Source organism: Microtetraspora sp. NBRC 16547 (genome assembly GCF_030268965.1).
Classification (GTDB): domain Bacteria; phylum Actinomycetota; class Actinomycetes; order Streptosporangiales; family Streptosporangiaceae; genus Microtetraspora.
In genome coordinates this window covers 142871-160350 of the sequence record NZ_BSSE01000003.1, presented here as the reverse complement: position 1 = coordinate 160350, position 17480 = coordinate 142871, and the positions used below count along the sequence as shown (strand labels likewise).

The window sequence follows — 17480 nt, the reverse complement described above, 5'->3', positions numbered from 1 at the left end:
CCGAGAGTCTAACCGTGCCCACTTCGCGAGACAATGTCTCGCAAATCGCGACAACACACGACAACGCGCGACAACGCGAGTCGCGACGGCGCCGCATCGGCCCGGCCCCCGGGTGGGAACCGTCCGAACGTCAGAACCTCAGAACGTCAGGACGGCCTTCGCGACCTCGCCCGCGCGCACGGCGGCGACGGCCTCGTTGATCTTCTCGAACGGGAACGCGGTCATCATCCGGTCCACCGGGAACCTGCCCGCGGCGTGCAGGTCGAGCAGCTTCGGCAGGAAGACCTGCGGGACGCTGCTCCCGGCGATGATCCCGGTGATGGTCCGGCCGTTGAGCACGCTGCGCCAGTCGAAGCTCATCTCGGGGCTCGGGCCGACACCGATCACGCCGCACCTGCCCAGCGGCCCGAGCGCCTCGACCGCCGTGCGCAGGACGTCCTGCCTGCCCGTGGTGTCGATGACGTAGTCGAAGCCGTGCGGCGCGATCGCGCGCAGCGCCTCGGCCGTGCCCGCCCCTGCGCCCGCCCCTGTGCCCGTCGCCGTGCCCACACCTGCGCCCGTCGCCGTCGAGTCCACGATGTGCGTCGCGCCGTAGGAGCGCGCCGCCTCCAGCTTGGCCGCGTTGACGTCCACCGCCGCGACGATCCCGCAGCCGCTGACGGCCGCGGCGATGATCGCGGCGACGCCGACGGCGCCGGCGCCGAAGACGGCGATCGAGGAGCCGGCCTCAGGACGCAGCACGTTGAACACGCCGCCCGCCCCGGTCTGGAACCCGCAGCCGAAGGGACCGGCGAGGGACACGTCGATGCCGTCGCCGATGGGCACGATCGCGCGCTCCGGCACCACCGCGTGGGTCGCGAAGGACGACTGCCCGAGGAAGTGCCCGTTGATCGGGGCGCCGTCGAGCGAGAGCGCCGAGGAGCCGTCCGGGCGGCGGCCGCTGAAATTGACCGCGTCGAACCGGTGGCAGTACGCGGGAGCGCCGGTCCGGCAGGTCGGGCAGCGCCCGCACGAGGTGAAGCTCATCGCCACGCGGTCTCCCGGGGCCACGGAGGTGACCTGCGCGCCCACCCGTTCGACCACGCCCGAGCCCTCGTGGCCGAGGACCGCCGGCGTGGGGAAGAACGTGGCGAACTCCAGGTCGGTGCCACAGATCCCGGTGCCGCTCAGCCCTACCAGCACCTCGTCGGGGCGCGGCTCGCCGAGATCCACGTCACGGAGGGCGAACGGGCCTCCCGCCGTCTCCAGAACCGCTGCGGTGATGCGCACGGATCCTCCTCAGAGCGTTTTCATAAAACGAGATGGCATCTTGACATGCAGAATATTGGGGGTCAAGGATTCCCTCCATGGCCGAACTCCTGATCCCTCCCGCCCAGCAGCTGATCGACGGCGAGTGGGCGGCCGCCCGCGACAAGGGCGAGCTTCCCGTCACGGATCCCGCGACCGGACAGACGATCCAGGCGGTGGCCCGCGCCGGACGCGCGGACGTCGATGACGCCGTGTCCGCCGCCCGCCGGGCGTTCCCCGCCTGGGCGGCCACCTCGCCGTCCGAGCGCGGCGCGCTGCTGCGCCGCTGGGCCGAGCTCATCGGCCGGCACGTCGAGGAGCTGGCCGCCCACGAGGCCCGCGACGTCGGCAAGCCGCTGTCCGGCGGCCGGATGAACGTGTACATCGCACAGGGCATCATCGACTACTTCGCGGGCGCGGCCGACAAGCTCACCGGCGTCACCCTGCCCACCCGCACCCCCGACTACCTCGGCTACACCGTGCAGGAGCCGTACGGCGTCTGCGCGGTGGTGATCCCATGGAACGTTCCCTCCGTGCTCACCGCGGCCAATGTGGCACCGGCACTGGCGGCGGGCAACACCGTGGTGCTCAAACCGTCGGAGGTGGCGCCGCTCGCGCCGCTCGCCCTGGCCGAGCTGGCCCGGCAGGCCGGGTTCCCGCCCGGAGTGCTGAACGTCCTGACCGGATACGGAGCCGACGCCGGCGCCGCGCTCACCTCGCATCCCGGGGTGAACCACATCAGCTTCGTCGGCTCGACCGCGACCGGCCGCGCCATCATGCGGGCGGCTGCCGAGAACCTGGTGCCGGTCAAACTGGAGCTGGGCGGCAAGTCACCCAACGTGCTCTTCGCCGACGCCGACATGGACGTGGCGATCCCCGCGATCGTCGGGTCCATCACCGAGAACGCCGGGCAGAACTGCTACGCCGGGTCCCGGCTGCTGGTCGAGGCGTCGGTGAAGGACGAGGTCGTGGAGCGGGTGGCCGCCGCGATGCGGGCCGTACGGCTCGGCCCGTGGGACGCGGACCTCGACATGGGGCCGCTGGTCAGCGAGGCGCAGTACAGGCGGGTGCTCGGCTTCCTCGAGGAGGCCCCGCGCGCCGGCGCCCGCCTGGTCACCGGTGGCGGCCCTGCCGGAGAGTGGGCCGGGGGACGGCCGGGCGGCTGGTTCGTCGAGCCGACCGTCTTCGACGATGTCGATCCCGGCGCCCGGCTGTACCGGGAGGAGGTCTTCGGCCCCGTGCTCGCGGTGCAGGCGTTCTCCGGCACTCGGCAGGCGATCGAGATGATGAACGACACCGACTTCGGCCTGCTGGCGTGCGTCTGGACGAACGACGTGTCCCGCGCGCTGCGGCTGGCCCAGGAGGTGCGCTCCGGGCAGGTGTCGGTGAACCAGTTCGCCGACGCAGGGGTGATCGGCTTCCCCTTCAACATGCAGAAGGACAGCGGCTTCAGCCGGGGCGGCGGCCACGGCGCGATGCGGGAGTACACCCAGGAGAAGGCGGTCGCGATCCGCCTGCTCGACCGCTGACCCGGAACCGCGCGGAGGCCGCGGCGGCGTCACTGTGTAACCCGCGCGGACCCGCTCCGACATGCGTGTATCCGCGCCCGGATGCGCCGGATAACAAGCGCATGACGCGCGGCCCGAGATGCCGCGGAGGCATTGACACGCTACCGGAGCGGTAGCAGAGTACGTCGCATTGCGAGCCACCGAATCACAATGCGAGATGGCATCAACATTCGCGATCCGTCGGAGGGTAAGCGTGCGAGCACTGGTCCAGACGGCCTTCGGAGGCCCGGAGGCCGTGGGCGTCCAGCGGGTCCCGGACCCGGAGCCCGGTCCACACGATGTGATCGTCCAAGTGGCCGCCTGCGCGCTCAACCGCCTGGACCTTCTCCAGCGGCGCGGCCCGGGGCTGCTCCCCGGCTTCAGCCTGCCGCACATCGCCGGCATGGACATCGCCGGCCACGTGGTGGCGACCGGCGCGTCCGTCACGTCGCGGGCCGTCGGCGACCGGGTCGTCGTCGACCCCACCGTGGGCTGCGGCTCCTGCCCGTACTGCCGGGCCGGAGAGCGCGGGCACTGCGCCTCGCTGCGGGTCATCGGAGGCAACGCGCCTGGAGGCTACGCCGAGTTCGTGGCCGTCCCCGCCGGTCTGGCCCATCCGGTGCCCGAGCACGTCGGCCTCGACGAGGCCGCCACCCTGCCCACCCCGTGGAGCACCGCCTGGCAGGCGACGTACCGCGTGGGCGAGGTCGGCGCGGACGACTGCGTGGTCATCCAGGCGGCGGCCAGCTCGGTCAGCATCGCGGCGATCCAGCTCGCCAAACGGGCCGGGGCCCGGGTCGTCGCGGTGGCCAGCACCGACGAGAAGCTCGCCACCGCCGCCGATCTCGGCGCCGACCTGCTGCTGCGGGGCGACGCCCCCATCGACGGGCCGATCCGCGACTTCACCGGCGGGCGCGGCGCGGACGTGGTCCTCGACCACGTCGGCGCGGCCACGTGGCAGCGCTCGCTGGACTGCCTGCGGGTCGGCGGACGCATGGTGATGTTCGGCAACACGACCGGGGACGAGGTCTCCTTCTCGCTGGCGAGCGTCTACCACCGCGGCCTGCGGCTGCTCGGCGCGGGCGCCTACGCCGCCGACGACTTCCCCCTGATGCTGGACGCGTACTTCTCCGGCGGCCTGCGCACCGTCCTGGCCGCGGAGTGCGGTCTGGAGGACCTGCACGCGGGCTTCGGCCTCGACGACTCCCGCGCGCTGGTCGGACGGGTCCTGGTGCGGCCATGACCGCGTCCGAGATCACGTCCGAGACCGCTCCGGGAACCCCACCTGAGACCGCTACGGGGACCGCCGCCGGGACCGCGGCCCGGCCGGCGCCCGCGGATCTGCTCGTCGTGGGCGGCGACGTGGTGACGATGGCTCCCGGGCGGGAGGTGGTCACCGGAGCCGCGATCGCCGTGGCCGCCGGGCGCGTCGCCGGCATCGGCACCGCGGAGGAGCTGCGGGAGCGCTTCCCCGGCACCCCCGAGCTGGACGCGCGGGACTGCGTGGTGATTCCCGGAATGATCAACGCGCACCAGCACACCACCGCGGACCCCCTGGTGCGCAGCATGATCCCGGACGACATCTCCTCCGACGAGGCGATCTTCAGCTGGATCGTCCCCCTGCACGACCAGGTCACCGGCGACGACGACGAGCTGTCGGCCACCCTGACGGCCGCCGAGTCCCTGCTCCGCGGCGTCACCACGATCCTGGAGCCCGGCACGGTCGCCCACCCGCTGCGGGTGGCGGCGGGCCTCGCCTCGGCCGGGATCCGGGCCCGGGTCGGCCGCTGGGGCTGGGACGTGCCGGGCGTCGCCCACGCCCTGCCCGCCGCGGAGACCCTGGCGCTCCAGGAGGAGACCGTACGCGCGCTCCCGCCGAGCGGGACCGTCACCGGCTGGGTCACCCTGGTCGGGCACGACCTCGCCAGTGACGAGCTGTTCATCGGCGCCGCGGAACTGGCCGAGCGGCTCGACGTGGGGCTGACGTGGCACGTCTCCCCCAGCGCCGCCGACACGCGCGCGTACGCGGAGCGATCGGGCACCCCGCCCGTGCTGCACTTCCGGCGGCTCGGCGTGCTGGGCCCGCGACTGCTGCTCGGCCACGCCGTCTGGCTGGACGACGCCGAACTCGACGCCATCGTCGAGACGGGGACCTCCGTGGCCTCCTGCCCCGGGGCGTACCTGCGGCTCGGGCAGGGATACGGCCGGGCCGGGCGGCACGCCGAGCTGGTCCGCCGGGGCGGCAGGCTCGCCCTCGGGGGCGACTCGCACAACGCCGGAGACGTGCCGGACGTGCTCGGCACGGCGCGGCTGCTGGCCGCGCTGGAGCGCGACCGGGACGAGGCGCCCGTCCTGCGCGCCGACCAGGTCTTCGCCCTGGCGACGATCGGCGGCGCCGAGGCGGCCGGCCTCGGCCATCTCGTCGGCTCGATCGAGGTCGGCAAGGCCGCCGACCTGGTCGTGCTGGACACCCGGGATCTGTCCTGGACGCCCAGGGGCGACCTGGCCACACACCTGGTGTGGGGCGCGCCGACCCACACGGTCCGCGACGTGCTGGTGGACGGCAGGATCGTCGTCCGCGACCGCCGGCTCACCACCGTGGACACGGGGGCGCTGCGCCGTGAGGCCGCCGAGCGGTCCGCGGCGCTGCTTCGCCGGGCCGGCCTCGACGTGCCGCACCGCTGGCCGGCGATCCCGGCGGCGGAGTACTCCCGAAGACCGTCTGACCGTCCTGGCCCGTCCCCGAACCCGCGAATCCCCTGACTTCCCCGAAATCCCCTGAACTCCCCGCAGATCACTGCCCGGAACCCACGACCCGACAACTCTCCTACGAACTCCCAGAAGATCGAGCCCCCAGAAGATCGAGAGGATCGTTATGGCCGGAAACTACCGAGCGGGCAAGGCCGCCGGTGCGATGATCGCCTGCTTCGGCGCGATCGCCCTGGCCGGATGCGCGGCCAACGACGCCACCGCGGTGAAGGCTCCGGCCGCGGCCGGAGACAGCACGGCGGGCGGCAGCACGCAGGCCGGCCAGCCGGACGTCAACGGCGACGGCAAGGTCGTCATCGGCGTGCTCAGCCCCGGCGACATCAACGACAAGGGCTACTACCAGAGCTTCGTGGACGAGGCCGAGAAGTTCGCCACCTCCAAGGGCTGGACGATCATCAAGCGCGGCAGCGTCAACCCGAACGACGCGCTCAACGCCGCGCGGGCTCTCTGCCAGCAGAAGGTCGACCTGGTGGCGCTCGCCGCCTCGGAGCTGAGGGACGCGATCCCCGCCTCCGAGGAGCCGGTCTGCGCCGACACCGCGTGGTACGTGCCGTCGATGGACAACGTCCAGCAGACCCCGAAGATCACGATCTCGGTCGACGACGCGAACCAGAGCCTGCTCGCCGCCGGTTACGCCGCGGGCCTGCTGATGCAGGAGCAGGGTGTGGCCAAGGCCGGTTTCCTCACCGGTCCCGAGGTCGACTTCACCACCTCGGCGGCCAGGGCGTTCAAGGCGGGCATCCGCCTCGTGGTTCCCGACGCCACGCTGGTGACGACCTTCACCGGCGACCTCAACGACTCCGCCAAGGCCAAGGAGGCCATGCAGGCGCAGATCAGCCAGGGCGTCAAGGTCGTCTATCCGTACCTCGGGGGCGCCGCGGACGCCGCCACGGAACTCGCCAACGCGAACGGCGTCGCCACCCTTACGCCGGGCACCGACCGATGCGGCTCCACCAAGCCCAAGTTCGACATCTCGGTGCTGTTCAGCCCGGGCGACTATTTCGCCGCCGCGCTGGAGAGCTTCGCCGAGGGCAAGCTGCAGATGGGTGTCAAGAAGGTCTGGCAGCTCGGTGTCGACCCGTTCCCGACGGTGAAGCTGTGCGAGGACAAGCCCGCGCTCAAGGAGAAGCTCGACGCGTTCATCGCCGACGTGGGCGCCAAGAAGATCGACACGACTGCGGAAGTCAAGAGGCTCGGTTCCTGAAATGACGATCGACGAGCGGGCGAGGGAGCTGACCCCGCCGACGACACCCGCCCTGCGGCTTCGCGGGATAAGCAAGCGCTACGGCCCGGTCGTCGCCTCCGACGGCGTGGATCTCGATGTGCACCACGGCGAGATCCACGGCCTGCTCGGCGAGAACGGAGCGGGCAAGTCGACGCTGATGAAGATCCTGCTCGGGCTGGTCAAGCGGGACTCCGGCACGATCCTGCGCGGCGAGGAGCCCGCCGACATTACGAGCCCGCAGGAGGCCGTGGCGCTGGGCATCGGCATGGTGCACCAGCACTTCAGCCTGATCGACGCGCTGACGGTCTGGGAGAACGTCATCCTCGGCGACACCGGGAAGATCGACCGAACCGCGGCCTGCCGCCAGGTGGAGGAGGTGTCCCGGCGTTACGGGCTGCCGATCGACCCCCTGGCCCGGGTCGACCGGCTCTCCGCCGGGGAACGGCAGCGCGTGGAACTGATCAAGTGCCTGCGTCGTGACCCCTCGGTGCTGATCCTCGACGAACCGACCTCCGTGCTGACCCAGGCCGAGTCGGCCGAGCTGTTCACCGTACTGCGCCAGGTGGTGCGCACAGAGGACCGCGCGGTCATCCTGATCAGCCACAAGCTGGCGGAGATCACCGCGGCGACGGACCGCGTGACGGTTCTGCGCAAGGGAAGGGTCGTCTTCCACAGCGAGACCTCCGCGACCACGCCGCAGGAACTGGCCCGTCAGATGGTCGGCCGGGACGTCTCGCTCCGGGCCGAGGGCGCGGCGCTGGGCCTGTTGCCGGTGGACGGCGGGCGGCCCGCCGACACCGGCACCGCGCCGGACACCGCGCTGGACACCGCGCCGGACATCGAGACCGGCACCGCGCCGGACACCGAGACCGGCACCGCCTCCCCGGCACCCGGCGTGGTCCCTGCGCTGCGGCTGCGCGACCTGACGGTGACGGTGGACGGCGTGACGGCCCTCTCCGACCTCAGCCTGGACATCGCCCCCGGCGAGATCCTCGGCCTGTACGGCGTCGAGGGCAACGGCCAGTCCGTCCTCGGCGACCTGCTCTCCGGGCTCGTCCTCCCCACCTCGGGAACGGTCGAGGTCGGCGGACGGCCGGTGGAGCTGGACCGTCCCGGAGCGCTGCACCGGGCGGGCCTCGGCATCATCCCGGAGGACCGGCACAGCTCGGGCGTCGTGCTGGACATGAGCATCGCCGAGAACCTGGTGATGAAGTCGCTCGGCGACGTCAGCGGCCGGGGCTTCATCAGCCGCAGGAAGATGTACGGCATCGCGCGCCGCCTGGCGGCCGAGTTCAACATCGTCGCGCCGTCCATGGACACGCCGGTCCGCAGCCTGTCCGGAGGAAACCAGCAGCGGGTCGTCCTGGCCCGCGAGCTCTCGGCCGGCCCGAGCGTGCTCGTCGCCGCGCAACCCACCCACGGCCTCGACGTCGGCGCGATCGAGGACATGTACCAACGACTACAGGATGCCGCGTCCGGAGGTGTGGCGGTGCTGCTGATATCCACCGAGCTCGAGGAGGTCATGGCCCTGGCCTCCCGCATCGCGGTGATCTGTTCCGGGCGGATCACCGGCGTGCTCCCGACCGGGGAGGCGACGGCCGAACGACTCGGCATGCTGGTGGGCGGGGTGGCCGCGTGAACGAACGTGAGGACCTCGGCTCGGGTGACGTCCTCCGCCGCCTGCTCTCCAACCTGAACCCCGGACCTTCGGGCTGGCGTACCGGCGCGGCAACGATACTCGCCTTGCTCGTGGCGCTGACCCTTTCCTCGCTGCTGATCGCGGTCACCGGGGGATCCCCCGTCGCGTCGGTCGAGGCCCTGTTCCAGGGCAGCATGTCCGACCTGACGGCCTGGAGTTCCACGCTGCTCTACGCGGCTCCGCTGCTGCTCGTCGCCGTCGGCGCGTGCGTCAGCGCGCGCTCCGGCCTGTTCAACATCGGCCAGGAAGGCCAGGTGCTCATCGGCGCGCTGGCCGCGGCCTGGGTCGGCCTGCGGCTGGCGATCACCGGGCCGCTGCTCATCGTGGTCATGCTGCTGGCCGCCGGGCTGGCCGCGGGCGGGTGGGCGGGTCTCAGCTCCCTGATGTACCGGCTGCGCGGGGTCAACGTCGTGGTCAGCACGCTCCTGATGACCTTCGTCGCGCAGCAGATCGTCGCCTACGCCGTGAACACGCCGTGGCTCCTCCAGGAGTCGCGCATCGGCAACGCGATCGTCTCACCGCAGTCCAACCCGCTGCCCTCCTCCGCGCTGCTCGGCTCCATCGGCGAGTATCCGGGCCTCCAGATCAATGCCGGACTGATCATCGCGCTGATCGCCGCCGTGCTGATCGCGGTGGCGATCAGCCGCACCACCTGGGGATTCAAGATCACCATGCTGGGCCGCAACCCGCTCGCGGCCAAGCACGCGGGAGTCCGCGTCACCGCTCTGGGCGGTGCGGCGCTGGCGGTGTCCGGGGCGTTCGCCGGCCTGGCGGGGGCGGTCCTGCTGGCCAGCCCGGTGGGTGTCAACCGGCTGCAGCCGGGCCTCTCGATGAACATCGGCTGGGACGGCCTGCTGGTCGCCCTGGTCGCGCGCAACCGGCCGCTGGCCGCCATGCCGGTCGCGCTGCTGTTCGGCGTGCTTCGCTCGGGAGGCGGCTTCCTGGCCGCGACCGGCGTGCCGTCGTTCCTGGTGGACGTGGTCAAAGCGCTGCTGGTGCTCGCCTTCGTCGCGCCGCCCGTGGTCGTCGCCCTCGCCAGGCGGCGCCGTTCCGGCGACCGTACGGCGGGAGCCCGCCGCGAGGCCGCGCCCGTCGCAGAGGAGGCCATCGCGTGAGCGCCGCCGACGACATCTCGACGATCCTGTCCAGCGGGATCCGGCTCACCGTGCCGCTGGCCTTCGCCGCCTGCGGCGAGTACCTCGCCGAGCGGGCCGGGACGATGAACATCTCGCTCGAGGCCATGATGCTCGGCGCGGCCTTCGGCTCGGTGGCCACGGCCTCGGCGACCGGCAGCGCGACCACCGGACTGGTGGCGGGCGTGCTGATCGGACTGCTGATCGGCTTCGTGCACGGGAACCTCGCGCACCGCCTGGAGGTCAACACGTTCGTGGTCGGCCTGGTGCTCAACGCCCTCGTGCTGGGGCTGACCAGCTACCTGATCACGATCAGCTCCTTCGACTCCCACCAGGTGTCGCAGGTGAGCGTCCCGTGGCTGCGGGACATCCCCCTGATCGGCCATCCGCTGTTCGTCGAACGCTGGCCGGTCTACCTGCTGCTCCTCGTCATCCCGCTGACCTGGTGGCTGGTGGAGCGCAGCAGGTGGGGGCTGGAGCTGCGGGCCGTCGGCGAGCAGCCGCAGGCCGCCGACGTCACCGGCATCCGCGTCAACCTGCGCCGCCGCCAGGCGCTGCTGTGGTGCGGCGCGCTGGCCGGCCTCGGCGGCGCCTACCTCGCGGTGGGCGAGGTCGGCTCGTTCAACCAGAACATGACGGCCGGTCGCGGGTACATCGTCATCGCGGCGGTGATTTTCGGCGCCTGGCGGCTGGGCCGCACCCTGCTCGGCTGCGTGCTCTTCGGGCTGGCCGACGCCATGCGCCTCGCGCTGCCCGCGCTGGGCCTGACGATGAACTCGCAACTGCTGGTGGTGGCTCCGTACCTGCTGGCGCTGCTCGCGATGCTGGTCTTCACGACCAGGAACCGCGAGCCGAAGGCGCTCGGGCAGCCCTTCGTACGGGGCTCCACCTGACCGGCGACACGACTTTCCCCCTTGATAGATCACACAAATCGGAGGAAGAAATGAGCGGTCTGACCCAGGCACGCTGGACGCACGTCGCGCTGCCGACCGGCGACCTCGACAAGGCGATCGACTTCTACACGTCGCTGACGCCGCTGGTGGTCGTGGAGCGGTTCCGGGACGACGCCGGCGAGAGCGCCTGGCTGTCCAACGACAAGCAGGTCGAGACGCCGATGGTGCTGGTGCTCGTCTCGTTCAACAAGGACAAGGGCGGGCAGCTCGGCCTGCTCACGCCGTTCGCGCACATCGGCATCGAGGTGCCGGAGCGCGGTGACGTGGACGCGATCGCCGAGCAGGCGCGCGAGCTGGGCTGCCTGCACTGGGAGCCCCGGGACATGCCCGACCCGGTCGGCTACATCTGCGCCCTGAAGGACCCCGACGGCAACGTCATCGAGATCTCGCACAACCAGCAGGTGTTCGACACGGTGCGCAAGCTGTGGGCGAACCCCTCCTGAGCGCCGAGCTCACCCGGGCCGCGGTCGCGCGGTACGTCGCGGCGCTCAACGCGCACGACGCCGACGCGATCGCGGCCTGCGTGAGTCCGGACTTCGTCAACGAGCACACCTCCGCGCTCGGCCGCGACGTCACCGGCCGGGACGGTTACCGGGCGAACCTCACCGGTTTCCTGGCCGACTTCGCGGACCTGCACTACGCGGTCGAGGACCTGATCGTGGAGGACGGCCGGGCGGCGCTCGCCTACCGGATGTCGTTCACGCTGGTCTCCGCCGGGCGCAAGCCGGTCCGGATACGCGGCGTGTTCCGCTTCCGGGTGGGCGCGCACGGCCTGATCACCCACCGTACGGACTACTGGGACAGCGGCGAGGTGCACCGGCAGCTCGCCGAACCGCCGGCGTAGGAACGCGGACGAAAGATACGAAAGATGCCCTGGGCACCGGTTCCCCAGGGCATCTCGTTTTCGTTCTCCCGCCGCGGTCAGTTGCCCCAGTCCTGGTTGGGCACGACCGCCTCGGCGATGCGGAAGGCGCCGCCCTCCACCAGCTTCTGCTCCTCCGCGCCGCGCGCCTTCACGACGTTCTTGCCGAAGCCGTCCACAAGCGGGCGGCCCACGTCGCGCTTGAGCCACAGACGGAGCAGGTGGCGGCGTCGCTCCGGCTCCGGCCAGTCGACGTACTCGGTGCGCGAGTGCAGGGCGGCGTAGTTCAGCAGCCACTGGACGTCACCCGGCTGGAAGTCCATGTCGAGCGCGAGCCCCGGCTCCTGCGTGATCTCGTCGTAGAGGTGCAGCAGCTCGATCTGGGCCTCGGTCAGCGGCGGGACACCGTCGTACTTCTGCGCGGAGAAGATCATCGAGCTGCCCGCGTACGTGCTGAAGCTGCCGTCCACGTAGCTGCAGATCGGCGACACGTAGGTGTCCGCGAGCGCATCCGGGTCCTGGCCGCGCCAGTCCCAGTGCCACGGCTCGAACAGCAGGGGCGCGAGGTCGGGCCGGCGGCGCACGATCTCGTTGTAGATCGTCGTGCCGCTCACCAGGCTGCTGGCGCCGCCCTCCTTCGAGGCGCGCAGGCACATCAGCGCGACGACGTCGGAGCTGTCGGAGTGGAACGGCAGCCGGTCGCGCACCCGCGACGGCAGCGCGCCGGGGTCGTCCAGCGTCTTGTTGGACGTCGCGATGACGTGGTCGAGCACGTCGCCGAGCTGGTTCTGCTCCATCGGCGTGCCGAGGTGCAGGCCCATCAGGAAGAAGATCGCCCCGGCCAGCGTGTCGCCGTACCCCTCGGTGCGCAGGCCGCGGACCAGGACGAACCCGCGCCCGGCGTCCATCTGCCGGGCGCACTCGTCGATCAGGCCGCGCGCGGCGGACAGCGGGTAGTCGGCGGCGACCACGGTGCGCAGGTCGGGATCGTCGGCGACGAACGTGCGCCCGGCCTCCTCCAGCTCCTCGCGCTCGGCGTCGCTGAGGACGTAGATCCATTCGGTGGAGCCGGCCAGCTCGTCGCCACGCCAAGCGGAGGGGCCGGTGATCGGGGACAGGGAGACTTCTGTGGTCATGATGGTGCACTCCGAGTACTTTTGGGGTCGCGTCTCAGAAGGCGGTGACAGCTCAGAAGGGCCGTTACAGCCGGGATGCGGAAGTCCGGACAGGCGAGGACGGCGGACGACGCCGCGGGACCGCTCGTGCGGCGCCGCTCGCCTCTGGTGCCGAGATCAGAAAGGGGTCTGCGGAGCTCCCGCGGCGGTGCCCGGGCGCATGCCCTTCCGCGGCGGGTGGACTCGCATCGGTTCCTCCCAGCCGGACAGGATCGCCGCGAAGCCGGGTACGGCTACGTGGATCATGGCGCTCTCCTGCGGTGGTCGTCTTTCCGCCACGCTAGACCCGCACCAAAGGTTCCGTCAATAGAGATGACGTCTCGCACTCCGTTACAGTCGGCGAGATCCCGCAGGCGGCCCGCCCCCGCGTGGACAGGCGGAAAACGCCGTAAGCGTCCAGCGACGTCGGCGGGCGGACACGTGTCGAGCACTGTCACAGACCAGATGCCACCCACGACGCGAAGGCGTTCAAGAAGCACGGCAGGCGGAGCCGTGTCGAGCAGCGTCGAAAACCGGACGCCGCTCCAGCGGATCCGCCCGCCCTGTCACGTCACTCGGAACGCAGCGACATCGCCGCGTACTCGACGCGGTCCTCATCCAGCAGCGACACCTGCTCGACACCCGAATCCAGCAGCTCGCGCCAGTTCTCCCCGAGCCAGGACTCGGCGTCGGCCTGGTTGGTGAAGATCTCCTTCGGCAGGTCCCGGTTGGCCACCTCGCCACCGTTCGCGTCCTCGTAACGCCATCGCCACGTCATGACTTACGCTCCTTTTCCGGGTGCGGCCGATGCCCGCCCGGTGGTGATCCGGTGGTTAGCGGCCTCCGAGCAGGTCCCGCCGACCATACAACCGCCCGGGACGGTGATCGTTCCAGTGCGCGCCCTGGCCCATCCGGGCACCGCGGGCGGCGCACGGAAGGCCCGGCACGGGCCGACCGCGCGTCACGGAGGGATCGGATGAAGATTTTCCTGGAGGGCACGGCCGGGCCCGACGGGTGGCCCTCCCCCGGCTGCGGCTGCGCCTCCTGCGGGCGGCTCGCTCCCGGGCACCGCCGGCCGCTGTCGATCGTCCTCGACGATCGGATACGGCTCTCACCCCATCCCTCCACCGCACCCGCCCCTGTCGGTGACGTATCCGCTCCCACAGGCGGTGCGGCGGAATCGCCGAGCTGCCACCGGGACCCGGACGCCTACCGGCTCGAACGGACACCAGACGGACTCGCGGTCACCGGTCCCGACGGAGCGCGACTGCTCCACGCCGCACTCCACTCGGCCGAGCGACACGTCACGGATCAGCCGCCGATGCCGTTCGACGTGGTGCTCATCGACCTGCTCGACCGCCCGGAGCGTCTCGGCGACCTTCGCGGGCGGGGTCTGGTGACGCCGGAAACCCGCGTCATCGCCATCGGGCTCGACCACCGCGTCCCCTCTGAGAGGGAGCTGACCCGTCGCCTCGCCTTGTGGGGGGCGGACGCCGTGCCCGACGGGACCGTGCTGGACACGCGTGACCGGCCCGCGCCCACGCGACCGGCGCCACGGCGGACGCTGCTGCTCGGCGGCACGCGATCCGGCAAATCCGAGGAGGCCGAACTCCGTCTCGCCGCCGAGGCGGACGTCACGTACGTGGCGACCGGGCCTTCCGGAGGTGACGATCCCTCCTGGCTCGCCAGGGTCAAGGCGCATCGCGACCGCCGCCCCGCGCACTGGGGAACGGTGGAGACGACCGACCTCGCCGGGCTGCTCCGCGCGTCGTCCGGAACGCTGCTCATCGACGGGCTCGGCACCTGGATCGCCGCCGTCTTCGACGAATGCGGAGCCTGGCCGGGGTACGACCACGAGACCCCGCACGGCGAAGCCGACACACATGGACAGAGCGCCCCTAACAGGCGGCGGTCCACGCCGGAGGAGAGCAGCGCGGATCTGCCCGAAGAGGAGCCATCCCCGCTCGACATGGTGGCCGCGCGCTGCGACGAACTGGTTGACGCGTGGCGGCGGACGTCGGCGCGGGTGGTCGCCGTGAGCGACGAAGTGGGACTCGGTGTGATTCCGGCCACCGCGAGCGGCCGCCTCTTCCGCGACACGCTGGGCCGTCTCAACCAGCGCCTCGCCCGCGAGTCCGAGGAGGTCGCGCTCGTCGTGGCGGGCCGCCTGCTCCCGCTGCCGATCTAGCCCAGAGGGGCAGGGCCGACGACAGCGACCGCGACGGTGGGACCTCCCGGCCCTGGTCCGCGGCTACGATCATGCGTTATGTCCGGAACGCCAGAGCGAGATCCCGCCTCCGCCGCGGCGGCGTGGCGGTTCGCGCTGGGAACGCTGAGCGTGTTCCCGGTACGCGCCGTCGAGGTGAATCGCCGGCTCGCCGGACGCGGGATGCTCCTGGCGCCGTTCGCCGGGCTGCTCCTCGGGGCGGCCGCCGCCGCGGTGTCGGGCGCCGCAGCCTGGCTGAGCGGCTCCGCGTTGCTCGCCTCGGTGCTGGCGGTCGGAACGCTCGCCTGGCTCACCCGATGCCTGCATCTCGACGGCCTCGCGGACCTGGCCGACGGCCTGGGCAGCGGCAAGCCCGCCGAGCAGGCGCTCGACATCATGAAGCGTTCCGACATCGGACCGTTCGGCGTGGTCACGCTCGTATTCACGCTGCTCGTCCAGGTGACGGCGCTGGCCCATCTGGGGGGTTTCGGACCGCCCGCGCTGATCGCCGCCTGCGCCACCGGACGGCTCGCGATCACCTGGGCGTGCCGCGACAGCGTCCCCGCCGCCCGCCCCGGCGGCCTGGGCGCCTTCGTCGCGGGCACCGTGCGGCGTGGCCCCGCCCTGGCCGTGACGGCGGGCGTTCTCGTCGGCGCGGCCCTGCTCCTGCCCGCCCTCGGGAGCGTGCTCCCGTGTCATCTCACCGCCGCGCCGGGCGGGGTCATCTGGGGTGACCTGCATCGGCCGTCGTCACCTCTGCTGGACGAATGGCCCCCGGGCAGGGTGTTCGAGAACTCGTACGGATACCCGCGCGGCGACACCGCCCATTATGAAGTCGTCACCATGGTCAACGTGGCCGAGCCCTCGCCGTTCCTGTCGGCGATCCGGTGGGCTCCGGCGACGTTCCCGCTCGCCGTGCTGGCCGGCCTCCTCGCCGCGGCGCTGCTGCGGCGGCGGGCCGTACGCAGACTCGGCGGGATCACCGGGGACGTGCTCGGCGCGTTGGTCGAGTGCGCGACGACCACGACGCTGTTGCTCTGCGCTCTACTTCTCTGAGAACGTGTCCGCGACGGGGGGCGGACGGAGAACCCGGTCACCGGGGCGATCTACGCGCGCGACCGGTACGGCGAGCGCAGGACGGCCACGACGACGGCGAGGATCACCCAGCCGACGACGCCGGTGACGCCCGCGAGCGCGAGGTTGGGCGGATGGGCCGCGTCTCCGGCGACCGCGACCAGGCCGGCCGTGGTTGAGGCGACGCATGGACACTCCCTCAGTCCCTGGACGCCACAAGAGCGTTGAGCAGCGCGGCGCCCTGGGCGGCGTCGTCCACGCTGATGCCGAGTTCCCCGCCCGAGGTGTAGCGGACGACGAGGCATTCGCCGCCACGGATCATGATCGTGCTCTGGCCGGGCAGTCCGCGGTAGCCCCAGCCGCCCACATCCGAGGGGAAGCGCTGCTCCGTCCAGGCCCGGTCGAGCCTGCCGAGCGGCACCGACCTGGACGGCCACCGCAGCGGGCCGTACGACACCGTGAGACCTTCGGGGCTCACCTTCACCCTCACCGAGGAGAGCCCGAGACCGAGCAGGCCGACGAAGGCGAACACCACCACCCCGATCCACAGAGCCGCGGAGAAGCCCATGAGGACGCAGGCGGCGAGCGACACGGCGGCGGCGAGGAGGGCGAAGGCCAGGCCCGCGACGAGGGGCGAAGCCACGGTGGAGACCCACACGGGCCGCTCCCCCGGGTGGAGCACGAGGGCCGTCGGCCGAGGCTCGGCGCCGGCCGGCCGCTCGTCGGGACCCGGCCGCCCGGCCAGCCAGCCGAGCCCGCCGACCAGGAAGGCCGCGGCGATCACGGCGGCGACCTGCCAGCCGAGCGACGCCGCGTCCTCCCAACGCGCCCGATCCAGGTTCGCGCTGATCGTGACGGTCTGCAGGCCGAGCAGGAAGGCGGCGCCCCAGCCGAGCCCGGCCGCGACGCTGCGGCGCCCCGCTCGCCTCATCACCAGGCGGCCGCGCGCCGCGGCGCCCAGGCACGTTCCCGCGACGACGGCCCACAGCAGGGCGACGAGGACGAAGGCGGCGAACGGCATCGAGCCGTCGGGATCTCCGGACGGCCCCCAGTGCGCGGCGAGGGGGTCGGGCAGCCGACCCCTGAACCCGAGCGGCACGGCGGCCAGCGCGGCGGACACGAGGACGACCCAGGCTCCGGCCACCAGGAGGAAGCGCGTGCGAAAGGAGCCTTCCCGCGCAGGGGGAGTGTTCATGAGATCTCCTTGATGAGTTCGATGACGTCGTGGGGGCGATAGCCGTACCGGGCGGCCTCGTCGAGCAGGTCCCTCGCCCTGGATCGGAGCGCCTCGCGGGGGTCAGGCCGGCTCAGCACCGAGACACCGCGTCCGCGGCGGAACTCCAGCAGGCCCTCGTCTCTCAGGTCGCGCAGCGACCGCAGGACCGTGTTGGCGTTGACGCCCAGCGCGTCGGCGAGATCGCGGGCCGGGGGCAGCCGATCCCCCGGAGCGACGTCCCCCTGAACGATCGCCCGCCGGATGGCGTCGGCGACCTGTTCATGGAGGGGCCGCGGATCGTTGAGATCGAGCTTCAGCAACATGATGCTAGCGACATTAGCACTATCTTGGTTCA

17 protein-coding genes are annotated in these 17480 nt (G+C 71.9%); 11 read left to right on the top strand and 6 right to left on the bottom strand.

Features of this window, described 5'->3' with window-relative positions; genetic code table 11:
* Window positions 1–138 precede the first annotated feature (138 nt).
* Window positions 139–1269: an NAD(P)-dependent alcohol dehydrogenase gene (locus tag QSK17_RS06050; protein WP_285703434.1), complete on the bottom strand. Its 1131-nt coding sequence runs from the start codon at window positions 1267–1269 to the stop codon at window positions 139–141.
* 77 nt (window positions 1270–1346) lie between these two features.
* On the opposite strand from QSK17_RS06050, the gene QSK17_RS06045 reads away from it, so the two are divergent.
* The 9 genes from QSK17_RS06045 to QSK17_RS06005 all read left to right on the top strand — a co-directional run bounded on the left by QSK17_RS06045 (window position 1347) and on the right by QSK17_RS06005 (window position 11457).
* Window positions 1347–2816, top strand: a complete 1470-nt coding sequence (locus QSK17_RS06045; RefSeq protein ID WP_285703433.1) for an aldehyde dehydrogenase family protein — start codon at window positions 1347–1349, stop codon at window positions 2814–2816.
* A 232-nt stretch (window positions 2817–3048) separates the two neighbouring features.
* Entirely contained in the window at window positions 3049–4077 is a 1029-nt protein-coding gene (locus QSK17_RS06040) for a zinc-binding dehydrogenase (protein WP_285703432.1), read from the top strand.
* Window positions 4074–5597 (top strand): amidohydrolase family protein, encoded by a 1524-nt coding sequence (locus QSK17_RS06035; RefSeq protein WP_285703431.1) that lies wholly within the window; start codon window positions 4074–4076, stop codon window positions 5595–5597. The genes QSK17_RS06040 and QSK17_RS06035 overlap by 4 nt, the downstream gene beginning before the upstream one ends.
* A 112-nt stretch (window positions 5598–5709) precedes the next feature.
* Complete coding sequence (locus tag QSK17_RS06030) at window positions 5710–6807, top strand: BMP family ABC transporter substrate-binding protein (protein ID WP_285703430.1); 1098 nt, start codon at window positions 5710–5712, stop codon at window positions 6805–6807.
* A 1-nt stretch (window position 6808) separates the two neighbouring features.
* Complete coding sequence (locus tag QSK17_RS06025) at window positions 6809–8467, top strand: ABC transporter ATP-binding protein (RefSeq protein WP_285703429.1); 1659 nt, start codon at window positions 6809–6811, stop codon at window positions 8465–8467.
* Entirely contained in the window at window positions 8464–9642 is a 1179-nt protein-coding gene (locus QSK17_RS06020) for an ABC transporter permease (protein WP_285703428.1), read from the top strand. The genes QSK17_RS06025 and QSK17_RS06020 overlap by 4 nt, the downstream gene beginning before the upstream one ends.
* Complete coding sequence (locus QSK17_RS06015) at window positions 9639–10553, top strand: ABC transporter permease (RefSeq protein WP_285703426.1); 915 nt, start codon at window positions 9639–9641, stop codon at window positions 10551–10553. The genes QSK17_RS06020 and QSK17_RS06015 overlap by 4 nt, the downstream gene beginning before the upstream one ends.
* Before the next feature lie 50 nt (window positions 10554–10603).
* Window positions 10604–11056 (top strand): VOC family protein, encoded by a 453-nt coding sequence (locus tag QSK17_RS06010; RefSeq protein WP_285703424.1) that lies wholly within the window; start codon window positions 10604–10606, stop codon window positions 11054–11056.
* Window positions 11038–11457, top strand: coding sequence for an ester cyclase (locus QSK17_RS06005; protein ID WP_285703423.1), 420 nt, complete (start codon window positions 11038–11040; stop codon window positions 11455–11457). The genes QSK17_RS06010 and QSK17_RS06005 overlap by 19 nt, the downstream gene beginning before the upstream one ends.
* Window positions 11458–11534: 77 nt before the next feature.
* Here QSK17_RS06005 and QSK17_RS06000 read toward each other — a convergent pair whose 3' ends face one another.
* From QSK17_RS06000 to QSK17_RS05990, 3 genes are all read right to left on the bottom strand, one after another.
* Window positions 11535–12611: a TauD/TfdA family dioxygenase gene (locus QSK17_RS06000; RefSeq protein WP_285703421.1), complete on the bottom strand. Its 1077-nt coding sequence runs from the start codon at window positions 12609–12611 to the stop codon at window positions 11535–11537.
* Between the two features lie 156 nt (window positions 12612–12767).
* Window positions 12768–12896 (bottom strand): hypothetical protein, encoded by a 129-nt coding sequence (locus tag QSK17_RS05995; protein ID WP_285703419.1) that lies wholly within the window; start codon window positions 12894–12896, stop codon window positions 12768–12770.
* Between the two features lie 304 nt (window positions 12897–13200).
* Window positions 13201–13407: a hypothetical protein gene (locus QSK17_RS05990; RefSeq protein WP_285703417.1), complete on the bottom strand. Its 207-nt coding sequence runs from the start codon at window positions 13405–13407 to the stop codon at window positions 13201–13203.
* Window positions 13408–13605: 198 nt separating this feature from the next.
* Here QSK17_RS05990 and QSK17_RS05985 point away from each other — a divergent pair, with 198 nt between their 5' ends.
* Together QSK17_RS05985 and QSK17_RS05980 are read left to right on the top strand one after the other, a co-directional pair.
* A complete protein-coding gene (locus QSK17_RS05985) occupies window positions 13606–14817 on the top strand; it encodes a bifunctional adenosylcobinamide kinase/adenosylcobinamide-phosphate guanylyltransferase (protein WP_285703416.1) in 1212 nt (403 codons plus the stop codon).
* Window positions 14818–14895: 78 nt separating this feature from the next.
* Window positions 14896–15891: an adenosylcobinamide-GDP ribazoletransferase gene (locus tag QSK17_RS05980; RefSeq protein WP_352231771.1), complete on the top strand. Its 996-nt coding sequence runs from the start codon at window positions 14896–14898 to the stop codon at window positions 15889–15891.
* Between the two features lie 217 nt (window positions 15892–16108).
* Here the strand turns inward: QSK17_RS05980 and QSK17_RS05970 are convergent, their stop codons facing one another.
* The gene (locus tag QSK17_RS05970; RefSeq protein ID WP_285703415.1) at window positions 16109–17104 is read right to left on the bottom strand and encodes a DUF1648 domain-containing protein; all 996 of its coding nucleotides are present in this window, start codon (window positions 17102–17104) and stop codon (window positions 16109–16111) included.
* Entirely contained in the window at window positions 17101–17448 is a 348-nt protein-coding gene (locus QSK17_RS05965) for a GntR family transcriptional regulator (RefSeq protein WP_285703414.1), read from the bottom strand. The genes QSK17_RS05970 and QSK17_RS05965 overlap by 4 nt, the downstream gene beginning before the upstream one ends.
* Window positions 17449–17480: the final 32 nt, after the last annotated feature.

What these genes read in the sequence shown, in the direction of transcription:
- QSK17_RS06045 (WP_285703433.1), top strand. Translation starts at nt 1,347, where the DNA reads ATGGCCGAACTCCTGATCCCTCCCGCCCAGCAGCTGATCGACGGCGAG.
- QSK17_RS06035 (WP_285703431.1), top strand. Translation starts at nt 4,074, where the DNA reads ATGACCGCGTCCGAGATCACGTCCGAGACCGCTCCGGGAACCCCACCT.
- QSK17_RS06030 (WP_285703430.1), top strand. Translation starts at nt 5,710, where the DNA reads ATGGCCGGAAACTACCGAGCGGGCAAGGCCGCCGGTGCGATGATCGCC.
- QSK17_RS06025 (WP_285703429.1), top strand. Translation starts at nt 6,809, where the DNA reads ATGACGATCGACGAGCGGGCGAGGGAGCTGACCCCGCCGACGACACCC.
- QSK17_RS06010 (WP_285703424.1), top strand. Translation starts at nt 10,604, where the DNA reads ATGAGCGGTCTGACCCAGGCACGCTGGACGCACGTCGCGCTGCCGACC.
- QSK17_RS06000 (WP_285703421.1), bottom strand. Translation starts at nt 12,611, where the DNA reads ATGACCACAGAAGTCTCCCTGTCCCCGATCACCGGCCCCTCCGCTTGG.
- QSK17_RS05995 (WP_285703419.1), bottom strand. Translation starts at nt 12,896, where the DNA reads ATGATCCACGTAGCCGTACCCGGCTTCGCGGCGATCCTGTCCGGCTGG.
- QSK17_RS05990 (WP_285703417.1), bottom strand. Translation starts at nt 13,407, where the DNA reads ATGACGTGGCGATGGCGTTACGAGGACGCGAACGGTGGCGAGGTGGCC.
- QSK17_RS05985 (WP_285703416.1), top strand. Translation starts at nt 13,606, where the DNA reads ATGAAGATTTTCCTGGAGGGCACGGCCGGGCCCGACGGGTGGCCCTCC.
- QSK17_RS05980 (WP_352231771.1), top strand. Translation starts at nt 14,896, where the DNA reads ATGTCCGGAACGCCAGAGCGAGATCCCGCCTCCGCCGCGGCGGCGTGG.
- QSK17_RS05970 (WP_285703415.1), bottom strand. Translation starts at nt 17,104, where the DNA reads ATGAACACTCCCCCTGCGCGGGAAGGCTCCTTTCGCACGCGCTTCCTC.
- QSK17_RS05965 (WP_285703414.1), bottom strand. Translation starts at nt 17,448, where the DNA reads ATGTTGCTGAAGCTCGATCTCAACGATCCGCGGCCCCTCCATGAACAG.